This window comes from Streptomyces sp. NPDC030814, assembly GCF_055572155.1.
The window spans coordinates 291,342-316,685 of the sequence record NZ_JBVIDX010000008.1 but is presented as its reverse complement, the minus strand read 5'-3'; the positions used below and the strand labels follow the sequence as shown (position 1 = coordinate 316,685).

Here is a 25,344-nt window from a genome sequence, read left to right as displayed (position 1 = left end):
GGTTACTATGCTCACTTCATGCCTGAGGCCGGACCCGCTGGGTGAACGCCCCGAGGCTGACCGTGGGTTGCGAGGAAGACGAAGTGGGTGGCCTGAGGACATGTTGAGAGAGGTGGTCGCGACCCGCTATGTCACACCCCTTCGTGAGGGCGGTTCGCTCCCCGGACTCGTCGAGGGCGACGACCGCGGCATGTACGTCCTGAAGTTCACCGGCGCCGGGCAGGGCCGCAAGACCCTCGTCGCGGAGGTCGTCTGCGGGGAACTGGCCCGGCGGCTGGGCCTGCGCGTCCCCGGTCTTGTGACCGTCGACCTCGACCCCGTGCTGGGGCTCGGTGAGCCGGACGAGCAGGTGCAGGAGCTGCTGAAGTCCAGCGGCGGCACCAACCTCGGCATGGACTTCCTGACCCGGGCGGTCGGCTTCGACCCGCTCGCGTTCGAGGTGAGCCCCGAGGAGGCCGGGCGGATCGTCTGGTTCGACGCGCTGATCAACAACGTCGACCGCTCCTGGCGCAACCCCAACATGCTGATGCGGCACGGTGAGCCGTGGCTCATCGACCACGGCGCCACCATGATCTGGCACCACCACTGGCCCGGCGCCCGCGCCTCCGCCGCCAAGCCGTACGACGCCTCCGACCACGCCCTCGCCCGCTTCGGCCCCGATGTCACGACGGCCGCCGCCGCGCTCGCACCCTTGATCACCGAGGAACTCCTCGCCGAGGTGACCGCCGAGATCCCCGACGTGTGGCTGCGGGACGAGCCCGGCTTCGACACCCCGGACGCGCTGCGGCGGGCCTACGCGGAACCGCTGCTCGCCCGGGCCGCCGGCATTCACGAACGCATCGAGGGGATCAAGTGAGCGACCGCTTCCTCGCCACCGGCGCGACCGGGCAGGACGTCTACGAATACGCGCTGCTGCGCGTCGTGCCGCGGATCGAGCGCGGCGAGTGCTTCAACGCGGGGGTCCTCGTCTACAGCCGCTCCCGGGCCGTCGTGGCCGCCCGCACCCATCTCGACGAGACCAAGCTGCTCGCCCTGGACCCCGAGGCGGACGTGGCGGGCGTACGGGCCGCGCTGCGGGCCGTCGAGGGCGTCTGCGCCGGCGGGGAGGCGGCGGGCCAGGCCGCCCGCGACGACGCCGGACGGCGGTTCCGGTGGCTGGTGGCGCCGCGTTCGACGGTCGTGCAGGCCGGACCCGTGCACACGGGACTCACCTCGGACCCGGTGGCCGAGGCAGAGCGGCTGCTCGACCTGCTGGTCAGATGACACCCCGGCGGCCGGGCCGCGACACACCGGCGAACGGCCGGGCGTAAGGGATCACACCTGGTGGGGCGTTGACACCGGGTGCCAGGACTTCTAGCGTCACGTGTGCCGAAGGTACTAAGCGGTCGCTCACCGGGTGGGCGAGCCGCAGGAGCCGCATCCCAAGGGCGAGGAGAACCAGCAATGTCCACCACTGAGCAGCGTGTCGCCGTGGTCACGGGTGGCGCGCGCGGCATCGGCGCCGCGACCGCCGTACGACTGGCCGCCGAGGGGCGGGCCGTCGCGGTGATCGACCTCGACGAGGCCGCGTGCAAGGACACCGTCGAGAAGATCACCGCCGCCGGCGGCAAGGCGCTCGCGGTCGGCTGCGACGTCTCCGACGAGGCCCAGGTCGAGGCCGCCGTCACCCGGATCGCCCAGGAGCTGGGCGCCCCGACCATCCTGGTGAACAACGCGGGCGTGCTCCGCGACAACCTGCTGTTCAAGATGAGCGCCTCCGACTGGGACACGGTCATGAACGTGCACCTGCGCGGCGCCTTCCTGATGGCGAAGGCCGTGCAGAAGTACATGGTCGAGGCCAAGTTCGGGCGAATCGTCAACCTGTCGTCGTCCTCCGCTCTCGGCAACCGCGGCCAGGCCAACTACTCCGCAGCCAAGGCCGGTCTCCAGGGCTTCACCAAGACCCTCGCCATCGAGCTCGGCAAGTTCGGAGTCACCGCCAACGCCGTCGCACCCGGCTTCATCGTCACCGACATGACCGCCGCCACCGCCGCCCGCGTCGGCATGGGCTTCGAGGAGTTCCAGGCCGCGGCCGCCACCCAGATCCCGGTCCAGCGCGTGGGCTGGCCGGAGGACATCGCGGGCGCCATCGCCTACTTCACCGGCGAGGACGCCGGATTCGTCTCCGGCCAGGTGCTGTACGTCGCCGGCGGACCGCTCAACTAGAGGACCGAGAACATGACTTCGGTGGAACTCCCCGAGATTTCGGGCAAGGTCGCCCTCATCACCGGCGCCAGCCGCGGCATCGGCTACGGCATCGCCGAGGCCCTCGTCGCGCGCGGCGACCGGGTGTGTATCACGGGCCGCAACGAGGACGCCCTCAAGGAGGCCGTCGACAAGCTCGGCGCCGACCGCGTGATCGGCGTCGCGGGCAAGGCCCACGACGAGGCCCACCAGGCGCAGGCCGTCGAGCGCACCATGGAGGCGTTCGGACGCGTCGACTTCCTGGTCAACAACGCCGGCACCAACCCGGTCTTCGGTCCGATCGCCGACCTCGACCTGAACGTGGCACGCAAGGTGTTCGAGACCAATGTCGTCTCGGCGCTCGGCTTCGCCCAGCGGACCTGGCATGCCTGGCAGAAGGACAACGGCGGCGCCATCGTCAACATCGCCTCCGTCGCCGGCGTCTCCGCCTCGCCGTTCATCGGCGCGTACGGCATCAGCAAGGCCGCCATGATCAACCTGACCCTCCAGCTGGCGCACGAGTTCTCGCCGAAGGTGCGGGCCAACGCGATCGCGCCCGCCGTGGTGAAGACGAAGTTCGCCGAGGCCCTGTACGAGGGCCGCGAGGCCGAGGCCGCCTCCGCCTACCCGCTCGGCCGGCTCGGTGTGCCCTCGGACATCGGCGGTGCCGCCGCGTTCCTCACCTCCGAGCAGTCCGACTGGATCACCGGTCAGACCCTCGTGGTCGACGGCGGCATCTTCCTCAACGCCGGGGTCGGCTGACCCGGCACCGTGTGCCGTCCCGCGGGCGGGCACCGATGGCGTTCCGACGGCTCCCCGCCGAGCCTCGCCGAACGTCCCCGGTGCCCGCCGCGGACCTTCTCAGGGGCACGGCGAAGCCGCCACAAGGAGCTGATCAAGGGTTCTGCCAGCCGGACGATGGTTGCGGGCGTGGCCTGCGGTATCGTTCGGCCACTCTTGGTACGGCATTTCGAGGAGCATGCACGTGTTCAACCGGAACCGATACTTGCCGCCCCTCGCGGCGGTCGCGTCCATATCCCTGGTGGCCGGATGTGGTGTGTTCTCCTCGGACGCCTCGGAGGAGCAGGCCCCGATCATCGTGGGCACCACCAGCGCGCCGAGCACGCTGGACCCCGCGGCCGCCTGGGACAGCTCCTGGGAGCTGATGCGCAACGTCTTCCAGCCCCTGCTGAACTACACCCCCGGCGGTTCCGACCCCGAGCCGGACGCAGCCGAGAGCTGCAAGTTCACCGACAGCTCCAGCACGGTCTACGCCTGCACGCTGCGCGAGGGCCTGAAGTTCTCCAACGGGAACACGCTGGACGCCAAGGCGGTCAAGTACTCCTTCGACCGGATCAAGAAGATCAACGTCAACGGCGGCCCCGCCGGTCTGCTGACCACCCTGTCCCGGGTGCAGACGAAGGGCGACCGCGAGGTGGTCTTCCACCTCAACCAGCCGGACGCGACCTTCCCGCTCGTGCTCACCACGCCCGCCATGTCGATCGTGGACCCCGCGGAGTACCCCGCGGACAAGCTCCGTGAGGACGGCGAGATCACCGGCTCCGGGCCGTACAACCTGGAGTCCTACGACGAGGGCAAGACGGCCGAGCTGGTCAGCAACGCCAACTACAAGGGCATCGCCGACCGCAAGAATTCGGCGGTCACGATCCGGTACTTCCAGCAGTCGGACGAACTGGTCAAGGCCCTCAAGGACAAGGAGATCGGCGTCATCTACCGTGGTCTCGGCGCCGCGGACATCGTGGACATCCAGGCGCACCGCGAGGACGAGGGCCTCCAGATCGTCGAGAACGCCACCACCGAGATCAGCTACCTGGTCTTCAACCCGAAGTACGAGTGGGCCAAGAACCCCGCCGTCCGCAAGGCGGTCGCCCAGGTCCTCGACCGGCCGGCGCTCGCGCACAACGTCTACAAGGACACCGTCGAGCCGCTGTACTCCATGATCCCGAGGGGTCTGGTCGGCCACACCACGGGCTTCTTCGACGACTACGGCAGCCCCAGCGCGTCCAAGGCCAAGAAGATCCTGGAGGACGCGGGCATCACCGAGCCCGTCCCGCTGACCCTGTGGTACACCACCGACCGCTACGGCTCCCAGACAAAGCCCGCCTTCGAGGAGCTGAAGCGCCAGCTGGAGGAGTCCGGTCTGTTCACGGTCACGCTGAAGAGCCGCCCCTGGAAGACCTATTTCAAGGGCTACCAGAAGGGCGAGTACCCGGTGTTCGGGCGTGGCTGGAACCCCGACTTCAACGACGCCGACAACTTCATCGCCCCCTTCGTCGGCAAGCAGAACGCGCTCGGCACCCCCTACGAGGCCCCCGAGATCACCGACGAGCTGCTGCCGGAGTCCCGAGCGGAGAGCGACCGCGGTGCCGTCGGCGAGGAGTTCGAGGAGGCCCAGCAGATCCTCTTGGACGACGCCCGGCTGATCCCGCTGTGGCAGGGCAAGCTGTACGTGGCCGCGGACGAGGAGGTCGCCGGCCTGGACAAGCTCATCGACCCGGCGACGATGATGACGATGTGGGAACTCTCCTGGAAGACCAGCTGGTAGGGCCCGGTCCCGGCCGGACCGCCCGGAGGTCCGGCCGGTATCTCCGGTGGGCGGCCCCGATTGTCAGTGGGCGCCTGTAGGTTCAGTGCTCTGACGGCGGTCGCGCCTCGCGCGACCGTCCATGGCCGCCGCATCGCGGTCGTGAGAAGTGAGCGCACACCGGAGGAAGTTGACGTGACCGACATCGCCATGCTGCCCGAGTCCTGGCGCGGGGTCCTGGGGGACGAGCTGCAGCAGCCCTACTTCAAGGAACTCACCGAGTTCGTCGAGGAGGAGCGAGCCAAGGGTCCCGTCTACCCCCCGCGCGAGGAGGTCTTCGCCGCCCTCGACGCCACCCCGTACGAGCGGGTGAAGGTACTCGTCCTCGGCCAGGACCCCTATCACGGCGAGGGCCAGGGCCACGGCCTGTGCTTCTCCGTGCGGCCCGGCGTGAAGATCCCGCCCTCCCTGCGGAACATCTACAAGGAGATGCAGGCCGAGCTGGGCACCCCGATCCCCGACAACGGCTATCTCATGCCGTGGGCCGAGCAGGGCGTGCTCCTGCTCAACGCGGTGCTCACCGTCCGAGGTGGTGAGGCGAACTCCCACAAGGGCAAGGGCTGGGAGAAGTTCACCGACGCCGTGATCCGCGCCGTCGCCGGCCGGCCCGATCCGGCCGTCTTCGTGCTCTGGGGCAACTACGCGCAGAAGAAGCTCCCGCTGATCGACGAGGAGCGCCACATCGTGGTGAAGGGCGCGCACCCCTCGCCGCTGTCGGCCAAGAAGTTCTTCGGCTCCCGTCCCTTCACCCAGATCAACGAGGCCGTCGCCCGGCAGGGGCACGAGCCGATCGACTGGACCATCCCCAACCTCGGCTGACCCGCGTCGTCGCTCCGGCGGCCCCCCGCCGTCCTCCGTGCGGCCGCCGGGGCGCCCCGCGGCCGTCCGGAGCCGCCTGACCGGGATTGTCAGTGCCTGCGGTTAGCGTCGGCGAGGACAGGCGGGACGCGGGCGACGAGTGTGGAGGACGCGGTGGAGCGACAGGAGCAGGCGGCGCCGGACGCCATGATGACCCGCATCGGGCAGACGGTCATGCTGCACCACGCCGGGGACCGGGAGGAGGCCCGGGACCGCTTCCTGAAGCTCTGGGAGGAGATCGGCGAGGACGGCGACCCGTTCCACCGCTGCACCCTGGCGCACTACATGGCGGACACCCAGGACGATCCGGTCGACGAACTGGCGTGGGACCTCAGGGCACTGTCGGCGGCGGACGAACTGACCGACGGGCGGGTGGCGGAGCACCACGAGGGCCTCGCGGTGCGCGGCTTCTACCCCTCACTGCATCTGAACCTCGCCGCCGACTACGCCAAGCTCGGCCGTCACGACGCCGCGCGCAGCCATCTGACCCTCGCCAAGGGCACGCTGGGCGCACTGGCGGACGACGGCTACGGCGACGGCATCCGAGCCGCCCTCGCACGGCTGGAGGCCCGCCTCGACGAGGAGAGCCCGTCCCTGGGAGGAGAGACACCGGGGCCGCCGAGACAGCGGCCCTAAGGGGTCCTTCACCATGAGCGTCCGATCAGGTCGCGTGGTCTGGCGCCTTGCGAGGTGCGGTGCCAGACGACGCGACCCGGGCGGCCATAGTGAAAGGACCCCCAAGGGCTGTCCCGCGGCTGCCCGGCGCCGCGCACCCCTGTCCGGGGCGCTCTCAACGGCCGTAGACGTTCTTGCAGATGACGGCCTGGGGGGTGTCCCTGCCCCAGCCGCCGTACTTGTGGCCGAGTGCGCACACGTCCCCGTTCCTCGGGGGAGCCGCCGGGTTCGTCTCGGGGATCGGTGGGAGCTCGACGCGCGGCTTGTATCCGGGGGGCGGGCCCGGCCGCCTCGGCGGGGCGGGCTGCCGTGGCGGCACATGCCGTTCCCGGCGGGGGGCCGGTGCCGTGGGCGTGGACGCGGCGGCGGGAGCCGAGGCGGCGGGCGCGGGCGTCGAGGACCTGCTCGGCGTGGGGCGTCGCGGGGGGCCGATCAGTTCCAGGGCCTCCCGCGCCGGAGCCTGCATGATCGGGGTCTCGGCGGTGCCGTCGGGCCGGGGCTCGGACGACCGGGGCGGGGTCGACGGCGTGCCGGTCGGGGGCGGGCGGTGTGTGGTCACGCAGCCGGCAAGGGCCGAGACGGCCACGGTGACCAGGAGCGTTGCGGTGGTGGTCGGTCGATGCACCCGGGCAACTCTGCTGTGTCCTGGACCCCTTGGGGAGGGGATGGGCGGAGGATGCCCCCACACGGGTGACCTCGGGCTCCGCGTGCGAGGACGGCCTCCCATCTGCGGGGGACCGCCGAGCGCCCGACCACCGGCCCTTCCCCTCGGTCCCGGGATACGGGACCGCCGACCGCTCAGTGCCCCGTCGCCCCGTCGATGCGTTCACGGAGGAGATCGGCGTGACCGTTGTGGCGGGCGTACTCCTCGATCATGTGCGTGTAGATCCACCGGAGGCTGGGGGCCTCGCCCCTGCGCCCGTGCGCCGACCTGGCGACATCGTCCAGGGCCACGCGCTCGGCGTTCCGGCGGGCCACGGCGATCTCGTCCTGCCAGACGCGGTACGCCTCCGCCCAGGTGTCCTCCTCGGTGAGGTGGAACTCGCCGTCCGGGTCCTCGTCGCTGAAGTAGATCGGCCCCTGGTCGTCACCGGCGAGCACCTTGCGGAACCAGATGCGCTCCACCTCCGCCATGTGCCGGACGAGCCCCATGAGGGACAGCTCGGAGGGTGGCACCGAGGCGGTTCTCAACTGGACGTCGTCGAGGCCCTGGCACTTGAGCGCGAGAGTCTCACGGTGGTGGTCGAGCCATCCTTCGAGCATGGCCCGTTCACCGGCGGTGACGGAGGGTTCGGTGCGCTGCGATGTCATGTCCGCATCCTCGCCCACCCGGACCCCGCCCGGCCACGCCATATGCTGGGACCTCGGCACACCGCGGACGGGAGACCCCTGTGAAGGTCGGCTGCATCGGACTCGGCGACATCGCGCAGAAGGCGTATCTGCCGGTGCTCAGCACCCAGCCCGGCGTCGAACTGCATCTGCAGACGCGGACTCCCGCCACGCTCACCCACGTCGCCGACCGCCTCCATCTCCCGCAAGGACAGCGCCACGCCGACCTCGACGCGCTGCTCGCCCAGGACCTCGACGCCGCCTTCGTGCACGCGCCGACCGGCGCCCATCCCGAGATCGTGGCCCGGCTGCTGGAGGCGGGCGTCCCCGCGTACGTCGACAAGCCCCTCGCGTACGAACTCGCCGAGTCCGAGCGACTGGTGCGCCTCGCCGAGGAGCGGAACGTGGGTCTCGCCGTCGGCTTCAACCGGCGGTACGCGCCCGGATACACCCAGTGCGCCGACCATCCGCGCGAGCTGATCCTGATGCAGAAGAACCGCATCGGTCTGCCCGAGCAGCCCCGCACCATGATCCTGGACGACTTCATCCATGTCGTCGACACCCTGCGGTTCCTGGTCCCGGGCGCCGTCGAGGACACGACAGTGCGCGCCCGGACCGAGAACGGCCTGCTGCACCACGTCGTCCTGCAGCTCTCCGGGGACGGGTTCACCGCGCTCGGCGTCATGAACCGGCTCAGCGGCTCCGCGGAGGAGATCCTCGAGGTCTCCGGGCAGGACACCAAGCGTCAGGTGGTGAATCTCGCCGAGGTCATCGACCACAAGGGCCAGCCGTCCCTGCGGCGGCGCGGGGACTGGGTGCCCGTGGCCCGGCAGCGTGGTATCGAACAGGCGGTGCTCGCCTTCCTCGACGCCGTGCGCGCGGGCAAGGTGCTCAACGCGCGGGACGCGCTGGCGACCCACGAGTTGTGCGAGCGGATCGTACGAGAGGTGGAGGACCGTTCCCGTCCCGGCGGCTCCTGAGCCGGACGTTCCGCAGGCCCTCGAAGGCGCCCCACACCACGAGGACCAGCAGTGCCCCGAGGAGCACCCAGTCGCCGAAGCGGACGTACAGCGTCGTACCGCTCGCCGTCGGCACGTCGTACACCGCCGAGGTGCTCTCGTCCGTGCCCAGCCAGGCGCCGACGCGCTCGCCGCTCGGGCCGTGGACGGCGGAGACGCCGGTGAGCGTCGCGTGCACCATCGGGCGGCCCGTCTCGGCGGCCCGCAGCGCTGCCAGCGAGGCGTGCTGCTCCGGCGCCCAGCTCTGCTGGAACGTGGAGGTGGCCGACTGCGCGAGCAGCAGCTCGGCGCCGTCCTCGACCAGATGGCGGCTCATGTCGGGGAACGCGCTCTCGAAACAGACCATCGGTCCGACGCGCAGCCCCTTGCCGACGTCCATCACCACCTGCTCGGTGCCGCGCCTGCGGTCCTCGCCGGCCGCCTCACCGACGGAGGTCGCCCAGCCGAGCAGGGAGCGCGCCGGAACGTACTCGCCGAAGGGGACCAGCCGCATCTTGTCGTAGCGGTCGCCGGTCGGGCCGTCGGGGCCGACGAGCACCGAGCTCTTGTAGATGCCGGGGCGGTCGGAGCGGCGGGCGTCCACGTTGACCAGGATGTCCGCGCCCGTCTCGCGGGACAGCGCGGTGATGCGGTCGGCGAGGCCGGGGCGGTCGACCAGGTCGTGACCGACACTGCTCTCGCCCCAGACGATCAGATCGACGTCCTGACCCGCGAGGCGGCGGGTGAGCGTCTCCTCCCTCGCGAACCGGTTGGCGGGGCCGTCGATGACACCGGGCTGGACGACGGCGATCCGTACCCCGCCGCCCACATCGGGACGGGGTGACCACACCCATGCGGCGGAGGTCGCGATGGCCGTGGCGACGAGCCCCGCGACGGCGGGGATCCGGGCCCGCGGTACCACGACGAGGACGGCGACCGCCACGTTGACCGCCACCACCAGGAAGCTGAGCAGCCAGACCCCGCCGACCGAGGCCAGCCGCAGCGCGGGCTCCACCTGCCACTGGCTGGATCCCAGCAGTCCCCAGGGACCGCCCAGCCCCTGCCAGGAACGGACGAGCTCGATCGCCAGCCAGCCCGACGGCAGGACGAGCAGCGCGGTGGCGACCCGGCGGGGCGGGGGAGCGTCGGCCAGGAGACGGCGCACCAGCCAACCCCAGGGCGCCCAGAGCGCGCCGAGCAGGGCGGCTATGACGAAGGTGAAGACGTGCAGGTTCGGCAGCAGCCAGTGGTGCAGCGCCAGCATGTACCCGAGGCCGCCCAGCCAGCCGTCGTACGCCGCCCGCCGCCCGGTCGGGGCCGTGCGGACCAGCAGGAGCCACGGCACCAGGGCCACGTGGGCGAACCACCACAGGGCCGGTCCGGGGAACGCCAACACGGGCAGCGCACCGGCTGCGGCGGCACCGAGGCCACGCCGCCATGGGGAGGCCGGCCACTCGGGCGTCCTCATCCAGCGCCTCCCTCCCCGGTGATGGGTGTCTTCCAGTGTGCGCCCTGCAGACGATCTCCGACAGAGGGCGTGGGAGGGACGGGGGACGGCGCGAGGGCACGCCGGGGCGGCGGTGGCGCGGGGTCAGGCCGGGTGGGGGCTCCGCTCGGTGGGCAGGCCCTCCGGGGCGCGGCGCCACTTCTCCTGGACCACGACCTCGCGGAGCCGCCAGCCGTCGTCCGTGCGGATCAGGGCGAACGCGTAGCGGCCGCCGCAGACGAAATCGGGGGCGGTGGGTCCGCCGTCGTGGCCGGCGAACCGCATGGGGTTGACGTAGTCCGCCTGGACCACGGCGGTGTCACCGGTGTCGTGCTCCAGGTACCCGAACCGCACCCGCCGGTTGACGATCAGATGCTGTCGCATGGGGAACAGCTCCATGGTGCGGGCCAGCCAGCCGGCTACCTGCGCCGCGTCGCCCTCGATGCCGCCGGCCGAGCGGTAGTCGGCCCGGCCGCCCGGGGCGAACAGTTCCCGGTACGCCGTCCAGTCACCGTCGTCCACCGCCACCGCGTACTCGGTGATCAGGCCGTCGACGGCGAGCCGGTCCATCACGGTCGCGAGCTCCACACGCTGCGTCATCGGTTCAGTCTTGGGGCAGGAGGCGCGACACGCCAAGGGCCGTGCGGTGACGACATACGAGCGGCCGATATTCGGTGGCCCCGGAGGCGCACGCTGATCGAATCTTGCTCCCGTGAAGGAAAACGAACGCGAACGAACAGAGCGGATGACCGAGCCCCGATATCGTGTCCGGGCCCGTCACACGGCGGACACGATCACCGTGTACCAGGCGTACCGCCCGGAGATCGGCGGCCCGGCCGCCCGCGACGGGCGTTTCCCGGCCGCGTGGAAGCGGGACCGGATGACGTGGGTCAAGCCGTCGTTCCTCTGGATGATGTACCGCTGCGGCTGGGGCCTGAAGGAGGGGCAGGAGACGGTGCTGGCCGTCGAGATCCGCCGCGACGGCTTCGCGTGGGCACTGCGCCACTCCTGTCTGTCGCACTACGTGCCGGACCTGCACGAGAGCCAGGCCGCCTGGCAGCGGGAACTGCGCAGATCACCCACCCGGGTGCAGTGGGACCCCGAGCGCGACCTGCGGCTGAACCCGCTGCCGTACCGCTCGCTGCAGCTGGGGCTGGCCGGTGAGGCGGCGGCCCGCTACGCGGACGAGTGGATCGTCGGGATCGAGGACGTGACCCCGCTCGTCCGGGAGGTGCACGGCCTCGTCCGGGCCGGCGAGTTGGACCGGGCGGCCAAGCTGCTGCCCGAGGAGCGGCCGTACCCGCTCGACGGGACCATGCCGGCCCATCTGCGCGGATGAGCCGGCCGGCCGCAGGGGTCAGCGGTGGTGCCGGTGGAGGAGGACGCAGACCGCGTTCTCCTGGATCGCGCGGAGCCGCGCCAGCAGGGCGGGGTCCGACGCCCTGTTCACCTGCGTCGTGATCGAGAAGGTGATCGACTTCCGCCCGTCGGGCGTCGCGGCCATCAACTGCGTGTAGCCGGGGAAGTTCCCGGTGTGCCCGAGCACCACCCCGCAGCGGGTGCCGTAGCGGAAGACGGCCAGGCCCGCCGAGTTGCGGCCGGGGCCTGCCGGTTCGGAGGCGCCTTCGATCCAGCGGCGCTGCTCGTCCCGCACGGCCGGGGACGTCAGTTCTCCGGCGGCGTAGGCACGGATGAACCGCGTGAGGTCGCGCGGGGTGGAGACGATGCCGCCCGACGCCCACACCCCGGACGCGCTGAGCACCTCGCTGACGTCCTCCGGCGGTCCCGGCGGGCGCACGTCGTAGCCGTGCATGTACGGTTCCGGCAGCTCGTAGCCCGACGGGAGGCTGGTGCCGCGCAGGCCGAGCGGCCGGATGACGAGCCGGTGCAGCAGGTCTTCGTACGTCCTCCGGGTGGCTGCCTCCGCCATGAGGGCCACGGCGATGTTGTCGGAGTTGGAGTACTGGTACCGGGAGCCGGGGCGGAAGCGCAGCGGTTCGTCGGCGACGAAGTCCAGCAGCCGCCGGGAGTCGAAGGTGCGGCGCGGGTCCGCGAGGAGCAGTTCCAGGAACTCCGGGTCCTCGCTGTAGTCGGGCAGCCCGCTCGTGTGGTTCAGCAACTGCCGGAGGGTCACCTTCCGCCAGGCGCTCGGGAGGTGCGGCAGCCGGCGGCCGATCGTGTCGTCGAGGCCGAGGGCTCGCTGCTGCACGAGGCGGAGGGCGACGGCACCGCTGAACGCCTTGGCCGTACTGGCGATGCGCATGTGGTCGGTGGGCCGGATCGGCCGGTCGGTCTCCAGGTCGGCGACGCCGGCCCGCAGGACGTGGGTCCTGTGCTCGCGCTGGAGGACGACGATCACGCCCGGCGGTCCGCCCGGCGCGTGGACCAGCTGTTCGAGCTGCCGGCGCAGGGCGCGCTCGTCCCCGCCGCCGGAAGCGGCACCCGCCGTCGGAGCGGCGAGGAGGCCGCCCAGACAGGAGGAGCCGAGCAGGGAGACGAGCGCCAGACGGACACGGGCGTGAGGGCGGGGGCGGGGTGCGAGCGGCATGGTGGTCCCGGGGAACGTAGGGGCGGGCCCCCTCAGCATGGGCAGGACCGGTGGCCGTGCGCTCGCGAGCTTGCTCTGTCCGGCGGATCGGCGGGCCCCCGCTCCCGGGGGGGCCGCCGCGGGTGAGTCAGTGCCGGGCGAACTGGACCCGGGTCGGCTGTACGGTGTTCGGCCGCAGCGCGATCCCGTCGAGGGTCAGCTGTTCCCCGTAGATGTCGGTGATCCTGATCGCACCGCCGCAGCCGGCGCCATGCTCGGAGAGGAAGTAGTTGTAACCGGTGCGGGGCAGCGAGGTCCAGCTGCTGCCGGTGCGCACCTCCAGCCGGGCCAGCGGGTTCCGGTGGCCGAGTGCCTGGATGCCGCACCAGTAGCGGCTGGAGCCGGTCTTGTAGCGGATGGAGAGCGTGTCGGGCGAGCCGGGGCTCAGCAGGCTCCAGGTGATCGGTATCTGGCCGCGCGAGGGATCGGCGAGCTTGGCGAAGGCCTGCGTGCTGAGGTCGAGCTGTCCGGGCTTGCAGGGGGCCGGGCACTCGTTGGTGATCCGGACCGTGACGGTGGCGCTGCCCGCACGGACCAGTACGTATGCCCCGCACGCCTTGGACGTCTCGTAGTCGGTGGTGTTCATCGCCGCGATCATCATGTCGGGGCTCGGGCCGAACGAGCAGGCGCCGTCGCCGTTCCCGGCGTCGTACAGGGTCGCTAGCCCCTGGTAGGTGACCTTGGGGCGGATGCGTCCCGCCAGCGTCGCCGTGGCGGACCCCGGGCGCCGGGCGCTCGTGGCCTTCGGCTGCGGTGACTTCGCGGTCGGGGTGGGCGACGGGCTGGGCGATGCGGTCGCCGAGGCCGACGGGCTGGGGGACGGCGAGGGCGAGGACTTCTGCCCGGCCGGTGTCGGCCGGTCGCGCCTCGTGGCGTCGGCGGCGGACGTGGTGGTGACCTTCCTGGCCTCCCCGCCGTCGCCCCCGCGGTCGGGGCCGAACGCCATGACCAGGGAGACGACGAGTCCGGCGGCCGCCAGGGCGACGGCTGAGACGAGGGCGGTGCGTCGCCCGGGGCGGGAGGAGCGGCGCGTTGAGCGATGTGAACGGGATGCCACGGATGAGTCCTTGCCTGGCTCGGGCGAACAGATGGTTCGGGCGGGACCCCTGTGCAAGGAGCCCACACCTCATCAGTGGCCGCCGCCCTCGGAAAGGTTGCCGTCGACTTTCGCATCAGGCCGGGGGACCGGGACGGGAGCGAGGGAAATACGCGTCTGCCCTGGTGACCGACCTGCGTTCATAGGATGATCGATCATCGGGTGGGGATGAAGTGCTGCGAGGTACAGGGAGGTCGGTATGTCACGTCCGGTCACGGTGGTCACGGGAGGAAGCCGGGGCATCGGCGCCGCGACCTGTCTGCGGCTCGCGGCGGACGGCCATGACGTGGTCGTCGGGTACGTGAGCGACGGCGCCGCCGCCGAATGGATCGCCACGGGCGTCCGGGCGAACGGTGCCCGCTGTGTCACCGTCAAGGCCGACACCTCCGCCGAGGCCGATGTCGACCGGCTCTTCGAGACGGCCGTGGAACGGCTCGGCCCGGTGACCGGGCTGGTCAACAACGCCGGTGTGACGGGCCCGTTCGGCAGGCTGGCCGACGCCGACCCGGCCGTGCTGCGCCAGGTCGTGGAGGTCAACCTCCTGGGTGTCCTGCTCTGCTCCCGCCGTGCGGCGCGCACCATGGCCGCCGGGGGCGGCGGAGCGATCGTGAACGTGTCCTCGGCCGCGGCCACGCTGGGCAGCCCCGGCGAGTACGTCCACTACGCGGCGACCAAGGCCGCGGTCGACGCGCTCACGACGGGCCTGGCGAAGGAACTGGGCCCGGACGGCATCCGGGTCAACGCCGTCGCCCCCGGGGTGATCGACACCGAGATCCACGCCAGGAACGGTGATCCCGAGCGACCCGAGCGGATCGCCGCGTCCATCCCGCTGCGCCGCCCTGGTCGCGCCGACGAGATCGCGTCGGCCATCGCCTGGCTCATGTCACCGGAGGCCTCGTACACCACGGGCGCGGTGCTGCGGGTCGCCGGAGGGCGGTGAGGGGCGGTCGCCCCGCTTGTCGCGCAGCCGCTCGAAGGCGGTCGGAGCGGGGCGGCGGGGCAGGAACTCCTTGATGCGCCGCGCGCAGAGCAGCGGGTCCCCGAGGGCGGTGTCGCACTCGATGTCGTAGACACCGTGTGCGTGCACCTGCGCCAACTGCCGTGCCGCAAGCCCCGGGGGTCGGTCGCCCCGCTCGCGCTCACGGCGTTCGAGCTCGGCGCGGGGGCAGTGGACGCCGACGAACACGACGTCCCGGGGCACGAACAGGTCCAGGCAGTCCCGCAGCCGCCACTCCTCGCTGAGGACGTGGTCCACCACCACGTTGTTGCCCGCGGCGGCCATGCCCGCGACCGCGCGGTGGTAGCCCCGCCAGGTGCGGTGGAGGACGGTGGCCAGCCGCTCGGGCTCCATCTCCTGGCGTGTGCGCATGGCGTGGAACGCGTCGACCGGCATGTGGAAGAACGGCTCGTCCAGGATGCTGAGCAGCTCGACGGCGATGCTCGACTTGCCCGAACTGGACGTGCCGTTCAGGAAGATGACCAGTCCTCCGGAGGCGTCGTCCGATGCGGCCGCGCCTTGCTCGGGGGCTCTCACGCGGCCTCGACGACCTCTCCCCGTATCGCCGCGGCCCACTCCACCACCAACAGCTCGTACTCCGCGCGCTCCTGGGCCGACAGCGAACCTCCCGCGCGCCGCCACAGGGCACGGATCTGGTCGTTCACATCGGCAGCGGACCGCACGGAACCACAGGCAAGGGAATCGGGGGACATGCGGACAAGCGTAGGGGCAAGAGCTGACGGTGCGCTACATCCCGGCTACGGATCCCGTATGTGCTTGGTCACTGAAGGGAGTTGGGGCGTCCGCTCAGGTGCGGCCACCCCGACTCACGTCGTCGCGGCCGCCCCGTGACCGGCCGCCTGCGCATGCCTCGCGGTCAGCCCGCCGACTCGCCGGCCGGCCGCCTGCGCATGCCTCGCGGTCAGCCCGCCGACTCGCCGGCGTGCGGGCTCAGCACGCCTATCGAGACGAGGACGACGATGACGATGCCGAGGACGATGCGGTACCAGACGAAGGGCATGAAGCTCTTCGTCGAGATGAACTTCATGAACCACGCGATCACGGCGTAACCGACCACGAACGCGATGACCGTGGCGAAGATCGTCGGGCCCCAGGAGACATGGCCGCCCTCCAGCGCGTCCTTCAGCTCGTAGCCACCGGAGGCGAGGACGGCGGGGATGGCGAGGAGGAAGGAGTAGCGGGCCGCGGCCTCGCGCTTGTAGCCCATGAGGAGGCCGCCGCTGATGGTGGCGCCGGAGCGGGAGACGCCCGGGATGAGGGCCATGGCCTGGCAGAGGCCGAAGATCAGGCCGTCCTTGACGCTCAGCTGGTCCAGGGTCTTGCGTTCCTTGATGGCGCGGTGCTTGCCGCCCGTCTCGTCGCGGGCGGCCAGGCGGTCCGCGACGCCCAGGACGATGCCCATCACGATCAGCATCGTCGCGGTGATGCGCAGATCGCGGAACGGCCCCTCGATCTGGTCCTTGAGGGTCACGCCGAGGACACCGATCGGGATGGAGCCGACGATCACCAGCCACCCCATCTGGGCGTCGCGGTCGGCGCGCATCTCCTTGTTGAACAGGGAGCGCGACCATGCCGAGATGATGTTGATGATGTCCTTGCGGAAGTAGATCAGCACCGCGGCCTCGGTGCCGATCTGCGTGATCGCCGTGAAGGCCGCTCCGGGGTCCTCCCAGCCGGAGAAGGCCGCCGTCAGACGCAGATGCGCGCTGGAGGAGATGGGGAGGAACTCGGTCAGCCCCTGGACGAGTCCGAGGATGAGGGATTCAAACCAAGACATGAAGTTACGTGGTCCAAGCGCTGATCGTGAGGGGCCGACGGGTGACGTGACATACCGCCGACCCGGCCGCCGGGCGGCCGTGCGGGGCGGGTGATCACAGGTACGGAGGGCAGCCTAGCGCCCCTTGGTGACGGGGCGGCCACAGGGGCTTGGCAGGGCCGCGCGGGGCAGGGGCCCGCCGCGCCGTCCGAGGGGTGGAACGGCCGAATCGATGGTGTTGACCAGTCACTATGTCCGCACATACGTTGCTGGCTGGAGAAAGCGCTTGCCGCAGCGAGGGTCACCGGTCCGCCGGCGCCTTGGCCACCAGGCGTTGGAGCCACTGTCCGACGTCCCGTTCGATGGAGTGCTGATCACGTCCATGCCCACATCCAGCAACGACCCGAGCCCGACCACGGACCAGCGGCCGGCCCCCCTGAAGGACCGCCGTGTCCGGGCCGCGATCATCGGTATCGGCGCCATCGGCGGCGGCTCCCATCTGCCCGCGCTCGCGCGGCTCGCCGAGGAGGGCGAGACCGAGGTCGTCGCGGCGGTCGACATCGATGCCGAGGCGGTGCGCGCGTTCTGCGCGGAGCACGGAATTCCGCACGGCTACACGGATCTGGAGCGGATGCTGGCCGAGCAGCGTCCCGACCTGGTCTGCGTGTGCACCCCGCCGACCCTGCACCGCGACCAGACCGTGGCCGCGCTGCGGGCCGGTGCCTGGGTGTGGTGCGAGAAGCCGCCGGTGCCGACGCTCGCCGACTTCGACGCCGTGGAGGCGGAGGAGGGGGCGGACAGCGGCGGGCCGTACGCCTCGATCGTCTTCCAGCACCGCTTCGGTTCGGGCGCGACGCACGTACGGAAGCTGATCGCCGAACAGACGGTCGGACGTCCCCTCGTCGCGCACTGCCAGACCACCTGGTACCGGAACGCCGCCTACTACGCGGTGCCCTGGCGCGGCCGCTGGGCGACCGAGGGCGGCGGCCCGGCCATGGGCCACGGCATCCACCAGATGGACCTGCTGCTCGATCTGCTCGGCCCGTGGAGCGAGGTCCGGGCCATGGCCGGGCGCCTGGTCCACGACGTGGAGACCGAGGACGTCTCCACCGCCCTCGTGCGCTTCGAGAACGGCGCCCTGGCCACTGTCGTCAACAGCGTCCTCAGCCCCGACGAGGTCAGTCGCATCCGCATCGACTGCGAACGCGCCACGATCGAACTGACCCATCTGTACGGCCACTCCAACGCAGACTGGTCCATCACCCCGGCCCCGGGCACCCCGGAGGCGGACGCGGCGGCCTGGCGGGACTTCGGTGCGGACGTGCCCAGCTCGCACCTGGCCCAGCTGCGCCAACTCGTCGCAAGCATGCGTGCCGGTGAGCGGCCCCGCAGCAGCGGCGCCGACGGGCGGACGAGCCTGGAGCTGATCGCCGCGCTCTACAAGTCGGCGTTCACGGACACGACCGTACGGCGTGGCGAGATCGGCCCGGGGGACCCGTACTACACGGCCATGCACGGCGGAGCCCCCGGCTGGGCGCCCGCACCCGTCCAGGAGCCCGCCACGAGTGAGGAGATCCCCGCATGACCTTCCACGACGGGCTGCGCGTCGTCCACGCCCACGGCGACCGGATCACGGTCACCGAGCCGGCCACCGGCGTCGAGCTGTTCAGCTACGTGTACCGGCCGGAGGCGGCCTGGGAGGCCCCGAAGCCGTATCTGCACCCGATCCGGACCCTCGCGGGCGATGTCGTCACCGACTACCGGCCCAACGACCACCGCTGGCACAAGGGGCTCCAGCTGACGGCCTCGCACCTGTCGGGGCAGAACCTGTGGGGCGGCAACTCCTACGTCCATGGCGAGGGGTACCTGCCGATTCCGGAGCGGGTCGGCTCGATGGCGCACGCCGGCTTCGACGAGGTGGTCTCGGACGGTGACCGGGTGGTCATCGCCGAACGGCTGACCTGGCATCCGTACACCGGTGAGCTGTGGGCCGACGAGGAGCGCCGCATCGAGGTGCACGACGTCGACACCGAGACGGGGTCGTGGGCGCTGACCTGGACCAGCGCGATCACCAACCGGCGTGACGAGCCGTTGCTGTTCGGCAGCCCGACCACCGCCGGTCGGGAGATGGCCGGCTACACCGGCCTGTTCTGGCGGGGCCCGCGCGCCTTCCGGGAGGGGCGGATCATCGGCCCCGACTCCGAGGGGCCGGAGCTGATGGGCGGGCAGGCGCCGTGGCTGGCGTACTCGGGCGAGCACGACGGCACCGACGGGCGCGCCACGCTCGTCTTCGTCCACGCGCCCGAGAACGACCACACGGGCGCCGGCGGCACCCATCCCGCCCACTGGTTCGTCCGCAACGAGCCGTTCGCGGCCGTCGCGCCCTCCTGGGCGTTCTTCGACGAACTGGCGCTTGCCCCCGGTGACACGCTCACCCGCCGCTACCGGGTCGTCGTGGCGGACGGGGCCTGGGAGCGGGAGGAGATCGCCAAGTACCTGGAGGCGCACCCGTGGTGAACGGCTACGAGGGACTGCCCGGCGGGGTCGCCGTCTCGCACCTGTCCGTTTACGACTGGCCCGCGACGGACGGGGTGTGCGGCGGCACGCCCCATGTGCATCTCACCTGTTCGGAGGGATACGTCGTCACCGGCGGGCGCGGCGCGGTGCAGACGCTGACGACCTCCGGGTACGAGGTCACGCCGCTGGCGCCGGGGACGGTCGCATGGTTCACACCGGGCACCATCCACCGGCTGGTCAACGAGGACGAGTTGCGCATCACCGTCCTGATGCAGAACGGCGGGCTGCCGGAGGCGGGCGACGCCGTGCTCACCCTGCCGCCGGAGTACCTGACCGACCCGGAGACGTACGCCGCCGCGACCCGTATCCCGGTGGACGCGCCGGAGGAGGAGCAGGAGCGGGTCGGCCGGGCTCGCCGCGACCTCGCTCTGGAGGGCTACCGGGCGTTGCGTGACGCGGACGGCCCCGAGTCGCTCGCCGCCTTCCACCGGGCCGCCGCGGCCCTGGTCCGGCCCCGGCTCGCCGAGTGGCGGGCGCGCTGGGAGCGGGGCGCGCGGGCCGCTGCCGCGGCTACGGGGGAGCAACTGGACCGGCTGGAGCGCGGGGACGTGTCCCATCTGGCCGACGCCGTGGTGCGGGCCGAAGAGCCCGCGGCCTACGGGAAGTTCGGTATGTGCGGGCGGTTGGACGTCTACACGACGACCTGAGCCGGTGGCGCCTGGGCGCCTGCGAACCAGGGTCGACCGCGGCCGGGCGGGTGGGGGCCGTGCGGGGCTTGTCGCGCGGTTCGCCGCGCCCCTCTGGGCGCCGTCCGAGCTCTCTCCCTACGGCGCCGTGGGGCCCGTCACCGACCAGCCACGGGCCTGCGGGTGCGCCGTCAAGTCCTCGTGGTGGACCTCCGCGCCGCACGCCGTGCAGGTGACCGCCGGGACCAGTTCATGGCCGCAGATGTGCTCGATCACCATGGGGCGATCGTCCTCTTTCCGGAGATGGCGGTCGCCCCACGCCATGAGCGTCATCAGGACCGGCTCCAGTTCGAGGCCCGCCCGGGTCGGCCGGTACTCGAAGCGCTGCGGGCGCTCGCTGTAGGCGTGCTTGTGCAGGATGCCCGCGTCCACGAGGCGCCGCAGGCGCGTGGCCAGTACATCGCGCGGGGCCCCGATATTGCGGACGAGCCGGTCGAAGCGGCCGTTGCCGAGGCACACCTCGCGCAGGACCAGCAGGGAGTACTTCTCGCCGACGATCGCCAGGGTGTCGGCGATGGAGCAGGGACGCGGATCTCCGGAGGCGGGCATGCGCCCAGTCTAGGGGAGGGTTTGTTTTTCCAACTCACGAAGCTATGGTGAGTTCGGATTTCCTACTCACTGGTAGCGGAGGCCCGTCCATGCGTGACGCCGTGATCGTCGAAGCCGTACGCACCCCGATAGGCAAGGGCAAGCCCAACGGCGCCCTGGCCCACGTCCATCCCGTCGAACTCCTCGCCCACACCCTGCGCACCCTCGTCGACCGCGCCGGCGTCGACCCGGCGCTCGTGGACGACGTCATCGGTGGCACCGTCGACCAGGTCGGCGAGCAGGCCATGAACACCACCCGCTATGCCGTCCTCTCGGCGGGCTTCCCCGAGACCGTGCCGGCGACCACGGTCGACCGGCAGTGCGGCTCCTCCCAGCAGGCCGTGCACTTCGCCGCCCAGGGAGTCATGTCGGGGGCGTACGACATGGTCGTCGCCTGTGGCGTGGAGTCGATGAGCCGGGTGCCGATGTGGTCCAACGTGCCGCCCGGCGCGGACCCGTTCGGCCCCGGTGTCGCCGCGCGTTACCCCGAAGGGCTCGTCCCGCAGGGCATCAGCGCCGAGCTGATCGCCGCCAAGTGGTCCCTGTCGCGCGACCGGATGGACGCCTTCGCGGTCTCCTCCCACCACAAGGCCGCCGCCGCTTGGGACGGCGGCCTCTTCGACGCCGAGGTCGCGCCCCTGGGCGGGGTGACACGCGACGAGTGCGTACGGCCCGCCAGCACGCCCGAGATCCTCGCCGGGCTCAGGCCGGCCTACCACGACCCCGGCTTCGCCGAACGCTTCCCGCAGATCGAGTGGAACATCACGGCGGGGAACGCGAGCCCGGTCAACGACGGTGCCTCCGCCGTCCTCGTCACGTCGGCCGAGACGGCGGCCCGGCTGGGGCTGCGTCCCCTCGTCCGGCTGCACAGCTTCGCCGTCACCGGCTCGGATCCGCTGCTCATGCTCACGGGCGTCGTGCCGGCCACCGAGAAGGTGCTCCGCAGGGCCGGGCTGACGATCGACGACATCGACCTGTTCGAGGTCAACGAGGCGTTCGCGAGCGTCGTCCTCGCCTGGCAGCAGGAGACCGGGGCCGACCTCGGCAAGGTCAACGTCCACGGCGGGGCCATCGCGCTCGGACACCCGCTCGGCGCGAGCGGTACCCGGCTCACGACCACGCTGGTGCACGCGATGCGGGAGCGCGGCGCTCGCTTCGGGCTGCAGACCATGTGCGAGGCGGGTGGGCTGGCCAACGCGATGGTGCTCGAAGCGGTGTGAGAGGGCCGGGGCGTGGTCCGGTGCGGGCGGGTGCGGGCTGTTCGCGCAGTACCCCGAGCCCCTCAGGCGGACGGCCCTTCGGGCCCCTCCTCCTCAGGGGTCCTTTCGCTATGCCCGCCCGGGTCGCGCGGTCCGGCACCGCACCTTGCCGCGTTGCCCAAAGGTCCTGGTAGCTCCGCTACGAGGACCTTCCGGCGCCTTGCGATGCACGGAACCAGACCGCGCGACCTGATCGGACGCTCATGGGGAAAGGACCCTCATCCGCTCAGCGGGCCCGCAGGTGGTGGCGCTTGCGCCAGGCCACCGCCGCGCCTATCAGGGCCGGGATCGCGATGCACGCCATCGCGAGAAGGAAGGCCGGGGAGGTCGGGGCCGAGGCGCGGGCCCCGGCGACGGCATAGGCGGCGGTGTTGGGGATGGAGCCGAGGGCGGTGGCCAGGAGGAACGGCAGACAGCCCATGCGGGAGACGGAGGCGCAGTAGTTCGCCGCCCAGAACGGCACCCCGGGGAAGAGCCGGGCCGCCAGCATCGAACGGAAGCCGTGGCGGCTGAGCTGGCCGTCCGCCGACTTCAGCCAGCGGTGCCGCAGCAGTGGCCGCAGCGCGTCCTGCCCGAGCACCCGGCCCAGCGCGAACGCGATCCCCGCGCCGAGGACCGTGCCCGCGAGCGAGGAGGCCAGCCCCAGTTGCGAGCCGAAGAGGGCGCCCGCCGCGATGTTGAGGATCGGCCGGGGCACGAACGCCACCGTGCACAGTCCGTACGCCACCGCGAACACCACGGCCGCCGTCCCGCCGCTCAGCTGGGGCGGCCAGCCGTCGGCCAGCAGCCGCTGCGGCTCGAAGAGCAGCACGGTCACCACGGCGCCGGCGAGCAGCGCGACCAGCAGGGAGAACCGCGCCCACGGCGAGAGCAGGGCTCTGCCCCAGCGGGCGGCGGCGTTCGGGGGAACGGCCGGGACGGCTGCGGGTGCGGCGACGGCGAGCTCCGTGGCGGCGGTCCGGGGAAGGACCGAGGCGGTGCCCCCAGAGCGGGTGGTGGCATCGAGCATTCGACGACGGTAACCGACCGATGTGTGGGTATGCCGTACGGAACGTCTCACCGCGGTCACAGGGACCGCAACAACGGCCCCCTCGGGCATGGCCGCCGGGCGCTCGGCCGGGCACCGCACATCGCGCGGCCTGCACCTTCGGGACCACGCGCACCGCCGGGTCGGCGTTCACCCGCGGGCCGGCCTGTGAAGCATCTCTCTTCGGCCCGCTCCCGAACCCGCCCGCGCGGAAAACCGTTCGACGCGGGGCGACGCGTCGGCGAGGATCGACGTCATGTTCCGGTACGCCTTCGTTCTCGCAGCATTCGCGGTCGTCGCGGATGCGCCGAAGGCTGCCCTTCTGATCGTCGTGGCCGCCGCAGACGGCGCCCGAAGCTGACCCTTCCCGGATATTCCGGCGGACCCCGCAGGGGGAGGGTCGGCGAAATCTCGGGGTCCCCGTCCCGGCCGCGCCCTCCCGGCGCCGGGGCCATCACTCAGTACCGCTGAAGAGGCTTCGAGGTACCGCCATGTCCAAGACCGCTTACGTCCGCACGAAACCGCACCTCAACATCGGCACGATGGGCCATGTCGACCACGGCAAGACCACCCTGACCGCCGCCATCACCAAGGTCCTCTCCGAGCGCGGGGCCGGCACCTTCGTGCCGTTCGACCGCATCGACCGCGCCCCGGAGGAGGCGGCGCGCGGCATCACCATCAACATCGCGCACGTCGAGTACGAGACCGACACCCGGCACTACGCGCACGTCGACATGCCCGGCCACGCCGACTACGTCAAGAACATGGTCACCGGCGCCGCGCAGCTCGACGGGGCGATCCTCGTCGTCTCCGCGCTCGACGGGATCATGCCCCAGACCGCCGAGCACGTCCTGCTCGCCCGGCAGGTGGGCGTGAACCACATCGTGGTGGCGCTCAACAAGGCGGACGCCGTGGTCGACGGTGAGGACACCGTGCTCACCGACCTCGTCGAGCTGGAGGTCCGCGAGCTGCTCACCGCGCACGGCTACGGCGGTGACTCCGTCCCCGTCGTACGGGTGTCCGGGCTCAGGGCCCTCGAAGGGGACCCGCGCTGGACGGCGTCGATCGAGGCGCTGCTGGACGCGGTGGACACCTACGTCCCGATGCCCGAGCGGTATCTGGACGCGCCGTTCCTGCTCTCCGTGGAGAACGTCCTGACGATCACCGGGCGGGGGACCGTCGTCACCGGCGCGGTCGAGCGGGGCACCATCCGGGTGGGTGACCGGGTCGAGGTGCTCGGCGCGGAGGTCGAGACGGTCGTCACCGGGCTGGAGACCTTCGGCAAGCCCATGACGGAGGCTCAGGCCGGGGACAACGTGGCGCTGCTGCTGCGCGGAGTGGCTCGGGACACCGTCCGACGCGGGCACGTGGTGGCCGCGCCGGGGAGCGTCGTGCCCCGTAGGCACTTCACCGCGCAGGTGTACGTGCTGTCGGCGCGCGAGGGCGGGCGAACGACTCCGGTGTCCACCGGGTACCGGCCGCAGTTCTACATCCGTACGGCGGACGTGGTGGGGGACGTCGACCTCGGGGAGGCGGTCGTCGCCCGGCCGGGCGACCGGGTCACGATGAGCGTGGAGCTGGGACGGGAGGTTCCGCTGGAGCCCGGTCTCGGGTTCGCGATCCGTGAGGGCGGCCGGACCGTGGGAGCGGGCACCGTGACGGCCGTTCGATAGCCGCGCCGAGGAACGCGGGGGACCGCCGGCGACCTGGACGGTCGCGCGGTTCCCCGCGCCCTTCCACGGCGCTCCAGCGGTCCCTCGGCGGGCTCCGCACCCGGCAGAATGGGGCCCGTGAACGAAGCCATACCCGTCTCCCGCGCCATCGACCGGGGCACTGCCAAGCTCATGCCCGACGTCGACCGGGAGCGGGCCTGGCTCCTGACGGTGGACGGGGCTCCGCAGTCCTACGTCGACCTGGACGAACCCACGCATCTGGAGTTCGAGTACGCGCGGCGGCTCGGGCACGCGCTGGACACGGCGGCGGAGCCGGGGCGGGCACTCGACGTGCTGCACCTCGGCGGGGGCGCGCTCACGCTGCCCCGGTACGTGGCCGCCACCCGGCCGGGGTCCCGGCAGGACGTCGTCGAGTACGACCGGGGGCTGCTGGACCTCGTCGTGGAGCGGCTGCCGCTGCCGCCGGATGCGGGGATCGCGCTGCACGGCGCGGACGCGAGGAAATGGCTCGAAGGCGCCGCCGCGGACTCGGCCGACGTGCTCGTCGCGGACGTCTTCGGCGGCTCGCGGGTGCCGGCGCACCTGACGACCGAGGGCTACGCGCGGGCCGCCGCCCGCGTGCTGCGGGCGGACGGCGTCTATCTCGCGAACCTCGCCGACGCCGCGCCGTTCGCCTTCCTGCGGTCCCAACTGGCGACACTGGGCACGGTGTTCGAGGAACTGGTGCTGATCGCCGAACCGGGGGTGCTGCGCGGCCGGAGGTTCGGCAACGCCGTGCTGCTCGCCTCCCACCGGCCGCTCGACGTCGCCGCACTCGCCCGGCGCACCGCCGGTGATGCCTTCGCCGCGCGGGTCGAGCACGGGGCGGCGCTGCGTGACTTCATCGGCGGTGCGGCGCCCGTC

General features: G+C 71.8%; 27 protein-coding genes. 16 read left to right on the top strand and 11 right to left on the bottom strand.

What is annotated here, in order from left to right:
• The first annotated feature begins 100 nt into the window (after positions 1-100).
• The 7 genes from ACZ43N_RS19865 to ACZ43N_RS19835 all read left to right on the top strand — a co-directional run bounded on the left by ACZ43N_RS19865 (position 101) and on the right by ACZ43N_RS19835 (position 6,322).
• Entirely contained in the window at positions 101-856 is a 756-nt protein-coding gene (locus tag ACZ43N_RS19865; RefSeq protein WP_468098997.1) for a HipA family kinase, read from the top strand.
• A complete protein-coding gene (locus ACZ43N_RS19860; protein ID WP_468098995.1) occupies positions 853-1,263 on the top strand; it encodes a DUF3037 domain-containing protein in 411 nt (136 codons plus the stop codon). The genes ACZ43N_RS19865 and ACZ43N_RS19860 overlap by 4 nt, the downstream gene beginning before the upstream one ends.
• Positions 1,264-1,443: 180 nt before the next feature.
• Positions 1,444-2,205: a 3-oxoacyl-ACP reductase FabG gene (gene fabG, locus ACZ43N_RS19855; protein WP_468098993.1), complete on the top strand. Its 762-nt coding sequence runs from the start codon at positions 1,444-1,446 to the stop codon at positions 2,203-2,205.
• A gap of 12 nt (positions 2,206-2,217) precedes the next feature.
• On the top strand, positions 2,218-2,985 hold the full coding sequence (locus tag ACZ43N_RS19850; protein ID WP_468098991.1) for an SDR family oxidoreductase: 768 nt from the start codon (positions 2,218-2,220) through the stop codon (positions 2,983-2,985).
• Between the two features lie 223 nt (positions 2,986-3,208).
• Complete coding sequence (locus tag ACZ43N_RS19845) at positions 3,209-4,789, top strand: ABC transporter substrate-binding protein (protein WP_468098989.1); 1,581 nt, start codon at positions 3,209-3,211, stop codon at positions 4,787-4,789.
• A gap of 174 nt (positions 4,790-4,963) precedes the next feature.
• The gene (locus tag ACZ43N_RS19840; protein WP_468098987.1) at positions 4,964-5,647 is read left to right on the top strand and encodes a uracil-DNA glycosylase; all 684 of its coding nucleotides are present in this window, start codon (positions 4,964-4,966) and stop codon (positions 5,645-5,647) included.
• Positions 5,648-5,833: 186 nt separating this feature from the next.
• Complete coding sequence (locus ACZ43N_RS19835) at positions 5,834-6,322, top strand: hypothetical protein (RefSeq protein WP_468099060.1); 489 nt, start codon at positions 5,834-5,836, stop codon at positions 6,320-6,322.
• A gap of 154 nt (positions 6,323-6,476) precedes the next feature.
• Here ACZ43N_RS19835 and ACZ43N_RS19830 read toward each other — a convergent pair whose 3' ends face one another.
• Together ACZ43N_RS19830 and ACZ43N_RS19825 are read right to left on the bottom strand one after the other, a co-directional pair.
• Positions 6,477-6,986, bottom strand: a complete 510-nt coding sequence (locus tag ACZ43N_RS19830; RefSeq protein WP_468098985.1) for a hypothetical protein — start codon at positions 6,984-6,986, stop codon at positions 6,477-6,479.
• Positions 6,987-7,159: 173 nt separating this feature from the next.
• Positions 7,160-7,672 (bottom strand): DinB family protein, encoded by a 513-nt coding sequence (locus ACZ43N_RS19825; RefSeq protein WP_468098983.1) that lies wholly within the window; start codon positions 7,670-7,672, stop codon positions 7,160-7,162.
• 80 nt (positions 7,673-7,752) lie between these two features.
• Here ACZ43N_RS19825 and ACZ43N_RS19820 point away from each other — a divergent pair, with 80 nt between their 5' ends.
• Complete coding sequence (locus ACZ43N_RS19820; RefSeq protein WP_468098981.1) at positions 7,753-8,670, top strand: Gfo/Idh/MocA family protein; 918 nt, start codon at positions 7,753-7,755, stop codon at positions 8,668-8,670.
• On the opposite strand, the gene lnt is transcribed toward ACZ43N_RS19820, so the two are convergent.
• Positions 8,582-10,156 (bottom strand): apolipoprotein N-acyltransferase, encoded by a 1,575-nt coding sequence (gene lnt, locus ACZ43N_RS19815; RefSeq protein ID WP_468098979.1) that lies wholly within the window; start codon positions 10,154-10,156, stop codon positions 8,582-8,584. The genes ACZ43N_RS19820 and lnt overlap by 89 nt on opposite strands.
• 123 nt (positions 10,157-10,279) lie before the next feature.
• Complete coding sequence (locus ACZ43N_RS19810) at positions 10,280-10,774, bottom strand: nuclear transport factor 2 family protein (protein WP_468098977.1); 495 nt, start codon at positions 10,772-10,774, stop codon at positions 10,280-10,282.
• A gap of 145 nt (positions 10,775-10,919) precedes the next feature.
• On the opposite strand from ACZ43N_RS19810, the gene ACZ43N_RS19805 reads away from it, so the two are divergent.
• A complete protein-coding gene (locus ACZ43N_RS19805) occupies positions 10,920-11,513 on the top strand; it encodes a DUF4291 domain-containing protein (protein WP_468098975.1) in 594 nt (197 codons plus the stop codon).
• 18 nt (positions 11,514-11,531) lie between these two features.
• On the opposite strand, the gene ACZ43N_RS19800 is transcribed toward ACZ43N_RS19805, so the two are convergent.
• Positions 11,532-12,722, bottom strand: coding sequence for a serine hydrolase domain-containing protein (locus tag ACZ43N_RS19800; RefSeq protein ID WP_468098973.1), 1,191 nt, complete (start codon positions 12,720-12,722; stop codon positions 11,532-11,534).
• A 127-nt stretch (positions 12,723-12,849) separates the two neighbouring features.
• A complete protein-coding gene (locus ACZ43N_RS19795) occupies positions 12,850-13,818 on the bottom strand; it encodes an expansin EXLX1 family cellulose-binding protein (protein ID WP_468098971.1) in 969 nt (322 codons plus the stop codon).
• Between the two features lie 238 nt (positions 13,819-14,056).
• Here ACZ43N_RS19795 and ACZ43N_RS19790 point away from each other — a divergent pair, with 238 nt between their 5' ends.
• Positions 14,057-14,797 carry a glucose 1-dehydrogenase gene (locus ACZ43N_RS19790; protein ID WP_468098970.1) on the top strand — a complete coding sequence of 247 codons (741 nt, stop codon included), beginning with the start codon at positions 14,057-14,059 and terminating at the stop codon, positions 14,795-14,797.
• Here ACZ43N_RS19790 and ACZ43N_RS19785 read toward each other — a convergent pair.
• The 3 genes from ACZ43N_RS19785 to ACZ43N_RS19775 form a co-directional block, all read right to left on the bottom strand.
• Positions 14,741-15,391, bottom strand: a complete 651-nt coding sequence (locus ACZ43N_RS19785; protein WP_468098968.1) for a chloramphenicol phosphotransferase CPT family protein — start codon at positions 15,389-15,391, stop codon at positions 14,741-14,743. The two genes, ACZ43N_RS19790 and ACZ43N_RS19785, sit on opposite strands and share 57 nt — an antisense overlap.
• On the bottom strand, positions 15,388-15,567 hold the full coding sequence (locus ACZ43N_RS19780; protein WP_468098967.1) for a hypothetical protein: 180 nt from the start codon (positions 15,565-15,567) through the stop codon (positions 15,388-15,390). The genes ACZ43N_RS19785 and ACZ43N_RS19780 overlap by 4 nt, the downstream gene beginning before the upstream one ends.
• Positions 15,568-15,776: 209 nt before the next feature.
• On the bottom strand, positions 15,777-16,652 hold the full coding sequence (locus ACZ43N_RS19775) for an undecaprenyl-diphosphate phosphatase (protein WP_468098966.1): 876 nt from the start codon (positions 16,650-16,652) through the stop codon (positions 15,777-15,779).
• Between the two features lie 361 nt (positions 16,653-17,013).
• Between ACZ43N_RS19775 and ACZ43N_RS19770 the strand changes: the two genes are divergently transcribed.
• Genes ACZ43N_RS19770 through ACZ43N_RS19760 form a run of 3 tightly spaced genes read left to right on the top strand, consistent with a single transcriptional unit; the run spans position 17,014 to position 19,855 of the window.
• Positions 17,014-18,216 carry a Gfo/Idh/MocA family protein gene (locus tag ACZ43N_RS19770; protein ID WP_468098965.1) on the top strand — a complete coding sequence of 401 codons (1,203 nt, stop codon included), beginning with the start codon at positions 17,014-17,016 and terminating at the stop codon, positions 18,214-18,216.
• The gene (locus tag ACZ43N_RS19765; protein WP_468098964.1) at positions 18,213-19,148 is read left to right on the top strand and encodes a DUF6807 domain-containing protein; all 936 of its coding nucleotides are present in this window, start codon (positions 18,213-18,215) and stop codon (positions 19,146-19,148) included. The genes ACZ43N_RS19770 and ACZ43N_RS19765 overlap by 4 nt, the downstream gene beginning before the upstream one ends.
• Positions 19,142-19,855 carry a cupin domain-containing protein gene (locus tag ACZ43N_RS19760; RefSeq protein ID WP_468098963.1) on the top strand — a complete coding sequence of 238 codons (714 nt, stop codon included), beginning with the start codon at positions 19,142-19,144 and terminating at the stop codon, positions 19,853-19,855. Before ACZ43N_RS19765 ends, ACZ43N_RS19760 begins: the two co-directional genes overlap by 7 nt.
• Positions 19,856-19,972: 117 nt before the next feature.
• Here the strand turns inward: ACZ43N_RS19760 and ACZ43N_RS19755 are convergent, their stop codons facing one another.
• Entirely contained in the window at positions 19,973-20,443 is a 471-nt protein-coding gene (locus ACZ43N_RS19755; RefSeq protein WP_468098962.1) for a winged helix-turn-helix transcriptional regulator, read from the bottom strand.
• An 89-nt stretch (positions 20,444-20,532) separates the two neighbouring features.
• On the opposite strand from ACZ43N_RS19755, the gene ACZ43N_RS19750 reads away from it, so the two are divergent.
• Positions 20,533-21,702, top strand: coding sequence for a thiolase family protein (locus tag ACZ43N_RS19750; RefSeq protein WP_468098961.1), 1,170 nt, complete (start codon positions 20,533-20,535; stop codon positions 21,700-21,702).
• A 265-nt stretch (positions 21,703-21,967) separates the two neighbouring features.
• On the opposite strand, the gene ACZ43N_RS19745 is transcribed toward ACZ43N_RS19750, so the two are convergent.
• Positions 21,968-22,750 carry a TVP38/TMEM64 family protein gene (locus ACZ43N_RS19745; RefSeq protein ID WP_468098960.1) on the bottom strand — a complete coding sequence of 261 codons (783 nt, stop codon included), beginning with the start codon at positions 22,748-22,750 and terminating at the stop codon, positions 21,968-21,970.
• 509 nt (positions 22,751-23,259) lie between these two features.
• On the opposite strand from ACZ43N_RS19745, the gene tuf reads away from it, so the two are divergent.
• Positions 23,260-24,441, top strand: coding sequence for an elongation factor Tu (gene tuf, locus ACZ43N_RS19740; RefSeq protein WP_468098959.1), 1,182 nt, complete (start codon positions 23,260-23,262; stop codon positions 24,439-24,441).
• Positions 24,442-24,558: 117 nt separating this feature from the next.
• The coding region (locus tag ACZ43N_RS19735) for a spermidine synthase (protein ID WP_468098957.1) at positions 24,559-25,344 on the top strand (786 nt) is incomplete at its 3' end.

Coding starts and splice junctions, on each gene's coding strand:
- ACZ43N_RS19865 (WP_468098997.1), top strand. CDS start 101: ATGTTGAGAGAGGTGGTCGCGACCCGCTATGTCACACCCCTTCGTGAG.
- fabG (WP_468098993.1), top strand. CDS start 1,444: ATGTCCACCACTGAGCAGCGTGTCGCCGTGGTCACGGGTGGCGCGCGC.
- ACZ43N_RS19850 (WP_468098991.1), top strand. CDS start 2,218: ATGACTTCGGTGGAACTCCCCGAGATTTCGGGCAAGGTCGCCCTCATC.
- ACZ43N_RS19835 (WP_468099060.1), top strand. CDS start 5,834: ATGATGACCCGCATCGGGCAGACGGTCATGCTGCACCACGCCGGGGAC.
- ACZ43N_RS19825 (WP_468098983.1), bottom strand. CDS start 7,672: ATGACATCGCAGCGCACCGAACCCTCCGTCACCGCCGGTGAACGGGCC.
- lnt (WP_468098979.1), bottom strand. CDS start 10,156: ATGAGGACGCCCGAGTGGCCGGCCTCCCCATGGCGGCGTGGCCTCGGT.
- ACZ43N_RS19810 (WP_468098977.1), bottom strand. CDS start 10,774: ATGACGCAGCGTGTGGAGCTCGCGACCGTGATGGACCGGCTCGCCGTC.
- ACZ43N_RS19805 (WP_468098975.1), top strand. CDS start 10,920: ATGACCGAGCCCCGATATCGTGTCCGGGCCCGTCACACGGCGGACACG.
- ACZ43N_RS19800 (WP_468098973.1), bottom strand. CDS start 12,722: ATGCCGCTCGCACCCCGCCCCCGCCCTCACGCCCGTGTCCGTCTGGCG.
- ACZ43N_RS19790 (WP_468098970.1), top strand. CDS start 14,057: ATGTCACGTCCGGTCACGGTGGTCACGGGAGGAAGCCGGGGCATCGGC.
- ACZ43N_RS19780 (WP_468098967.1), bottom strand. CDS start 15,567: ATGTCCCCCGATTCCCTTGCCTGTGGTTCCGTGCGGTCCGCTGCCGAT.
- ACZ43N_RS19775 (WP_468098966.1), bottom strand. CDS start 16,652: ATGTCTTGGTTTGAATCCCTCATCCTCGGACTCGTCCAGGGGCTGACC.
- ACZ43N_RS19770 (WP_468098965.1), top strand. CDS start 17,014: ATGCCCACATCCAGCAACGACCCGAGCCCGACCACGGACCAGCGGCCG.
- ACZ43N_RS19765 (WP_468098964.1), top strand. CDS start 18,213: ATGACCTTCCACGACGGGCTGCGCGTCGTCCACGCCCACGGCGACCGG.
- ACZ43N_RS19755 (WP_468098962.1), bottom strand. CDS start 20,443: ATGCCCGCCTCCGGAGATCCGCGTCCCTGCTCCATCGCCGACACCCTG.
- ACZ43N_RS19750 (WP_468098961.1), top strand. CDS start 20,533: ATGCGTGACGCCGTGATCGTCGAAGCCGTACGCACCCCGATAGGCAAG.
- ACZ43N_RS19745 (WP_468098960.1), bottom strand. CDS start 22,750: ATGCTCGATGCCACCACCCGCTCTGGGGGCACCGCCTCGGTCCTTCCC.
- tuf (WP_468098959.1), top strand. CDS start 23,260: ATGTCCAAGACCGCTTACGTCCGCACGAAACCGCACCTCAACATCGGC.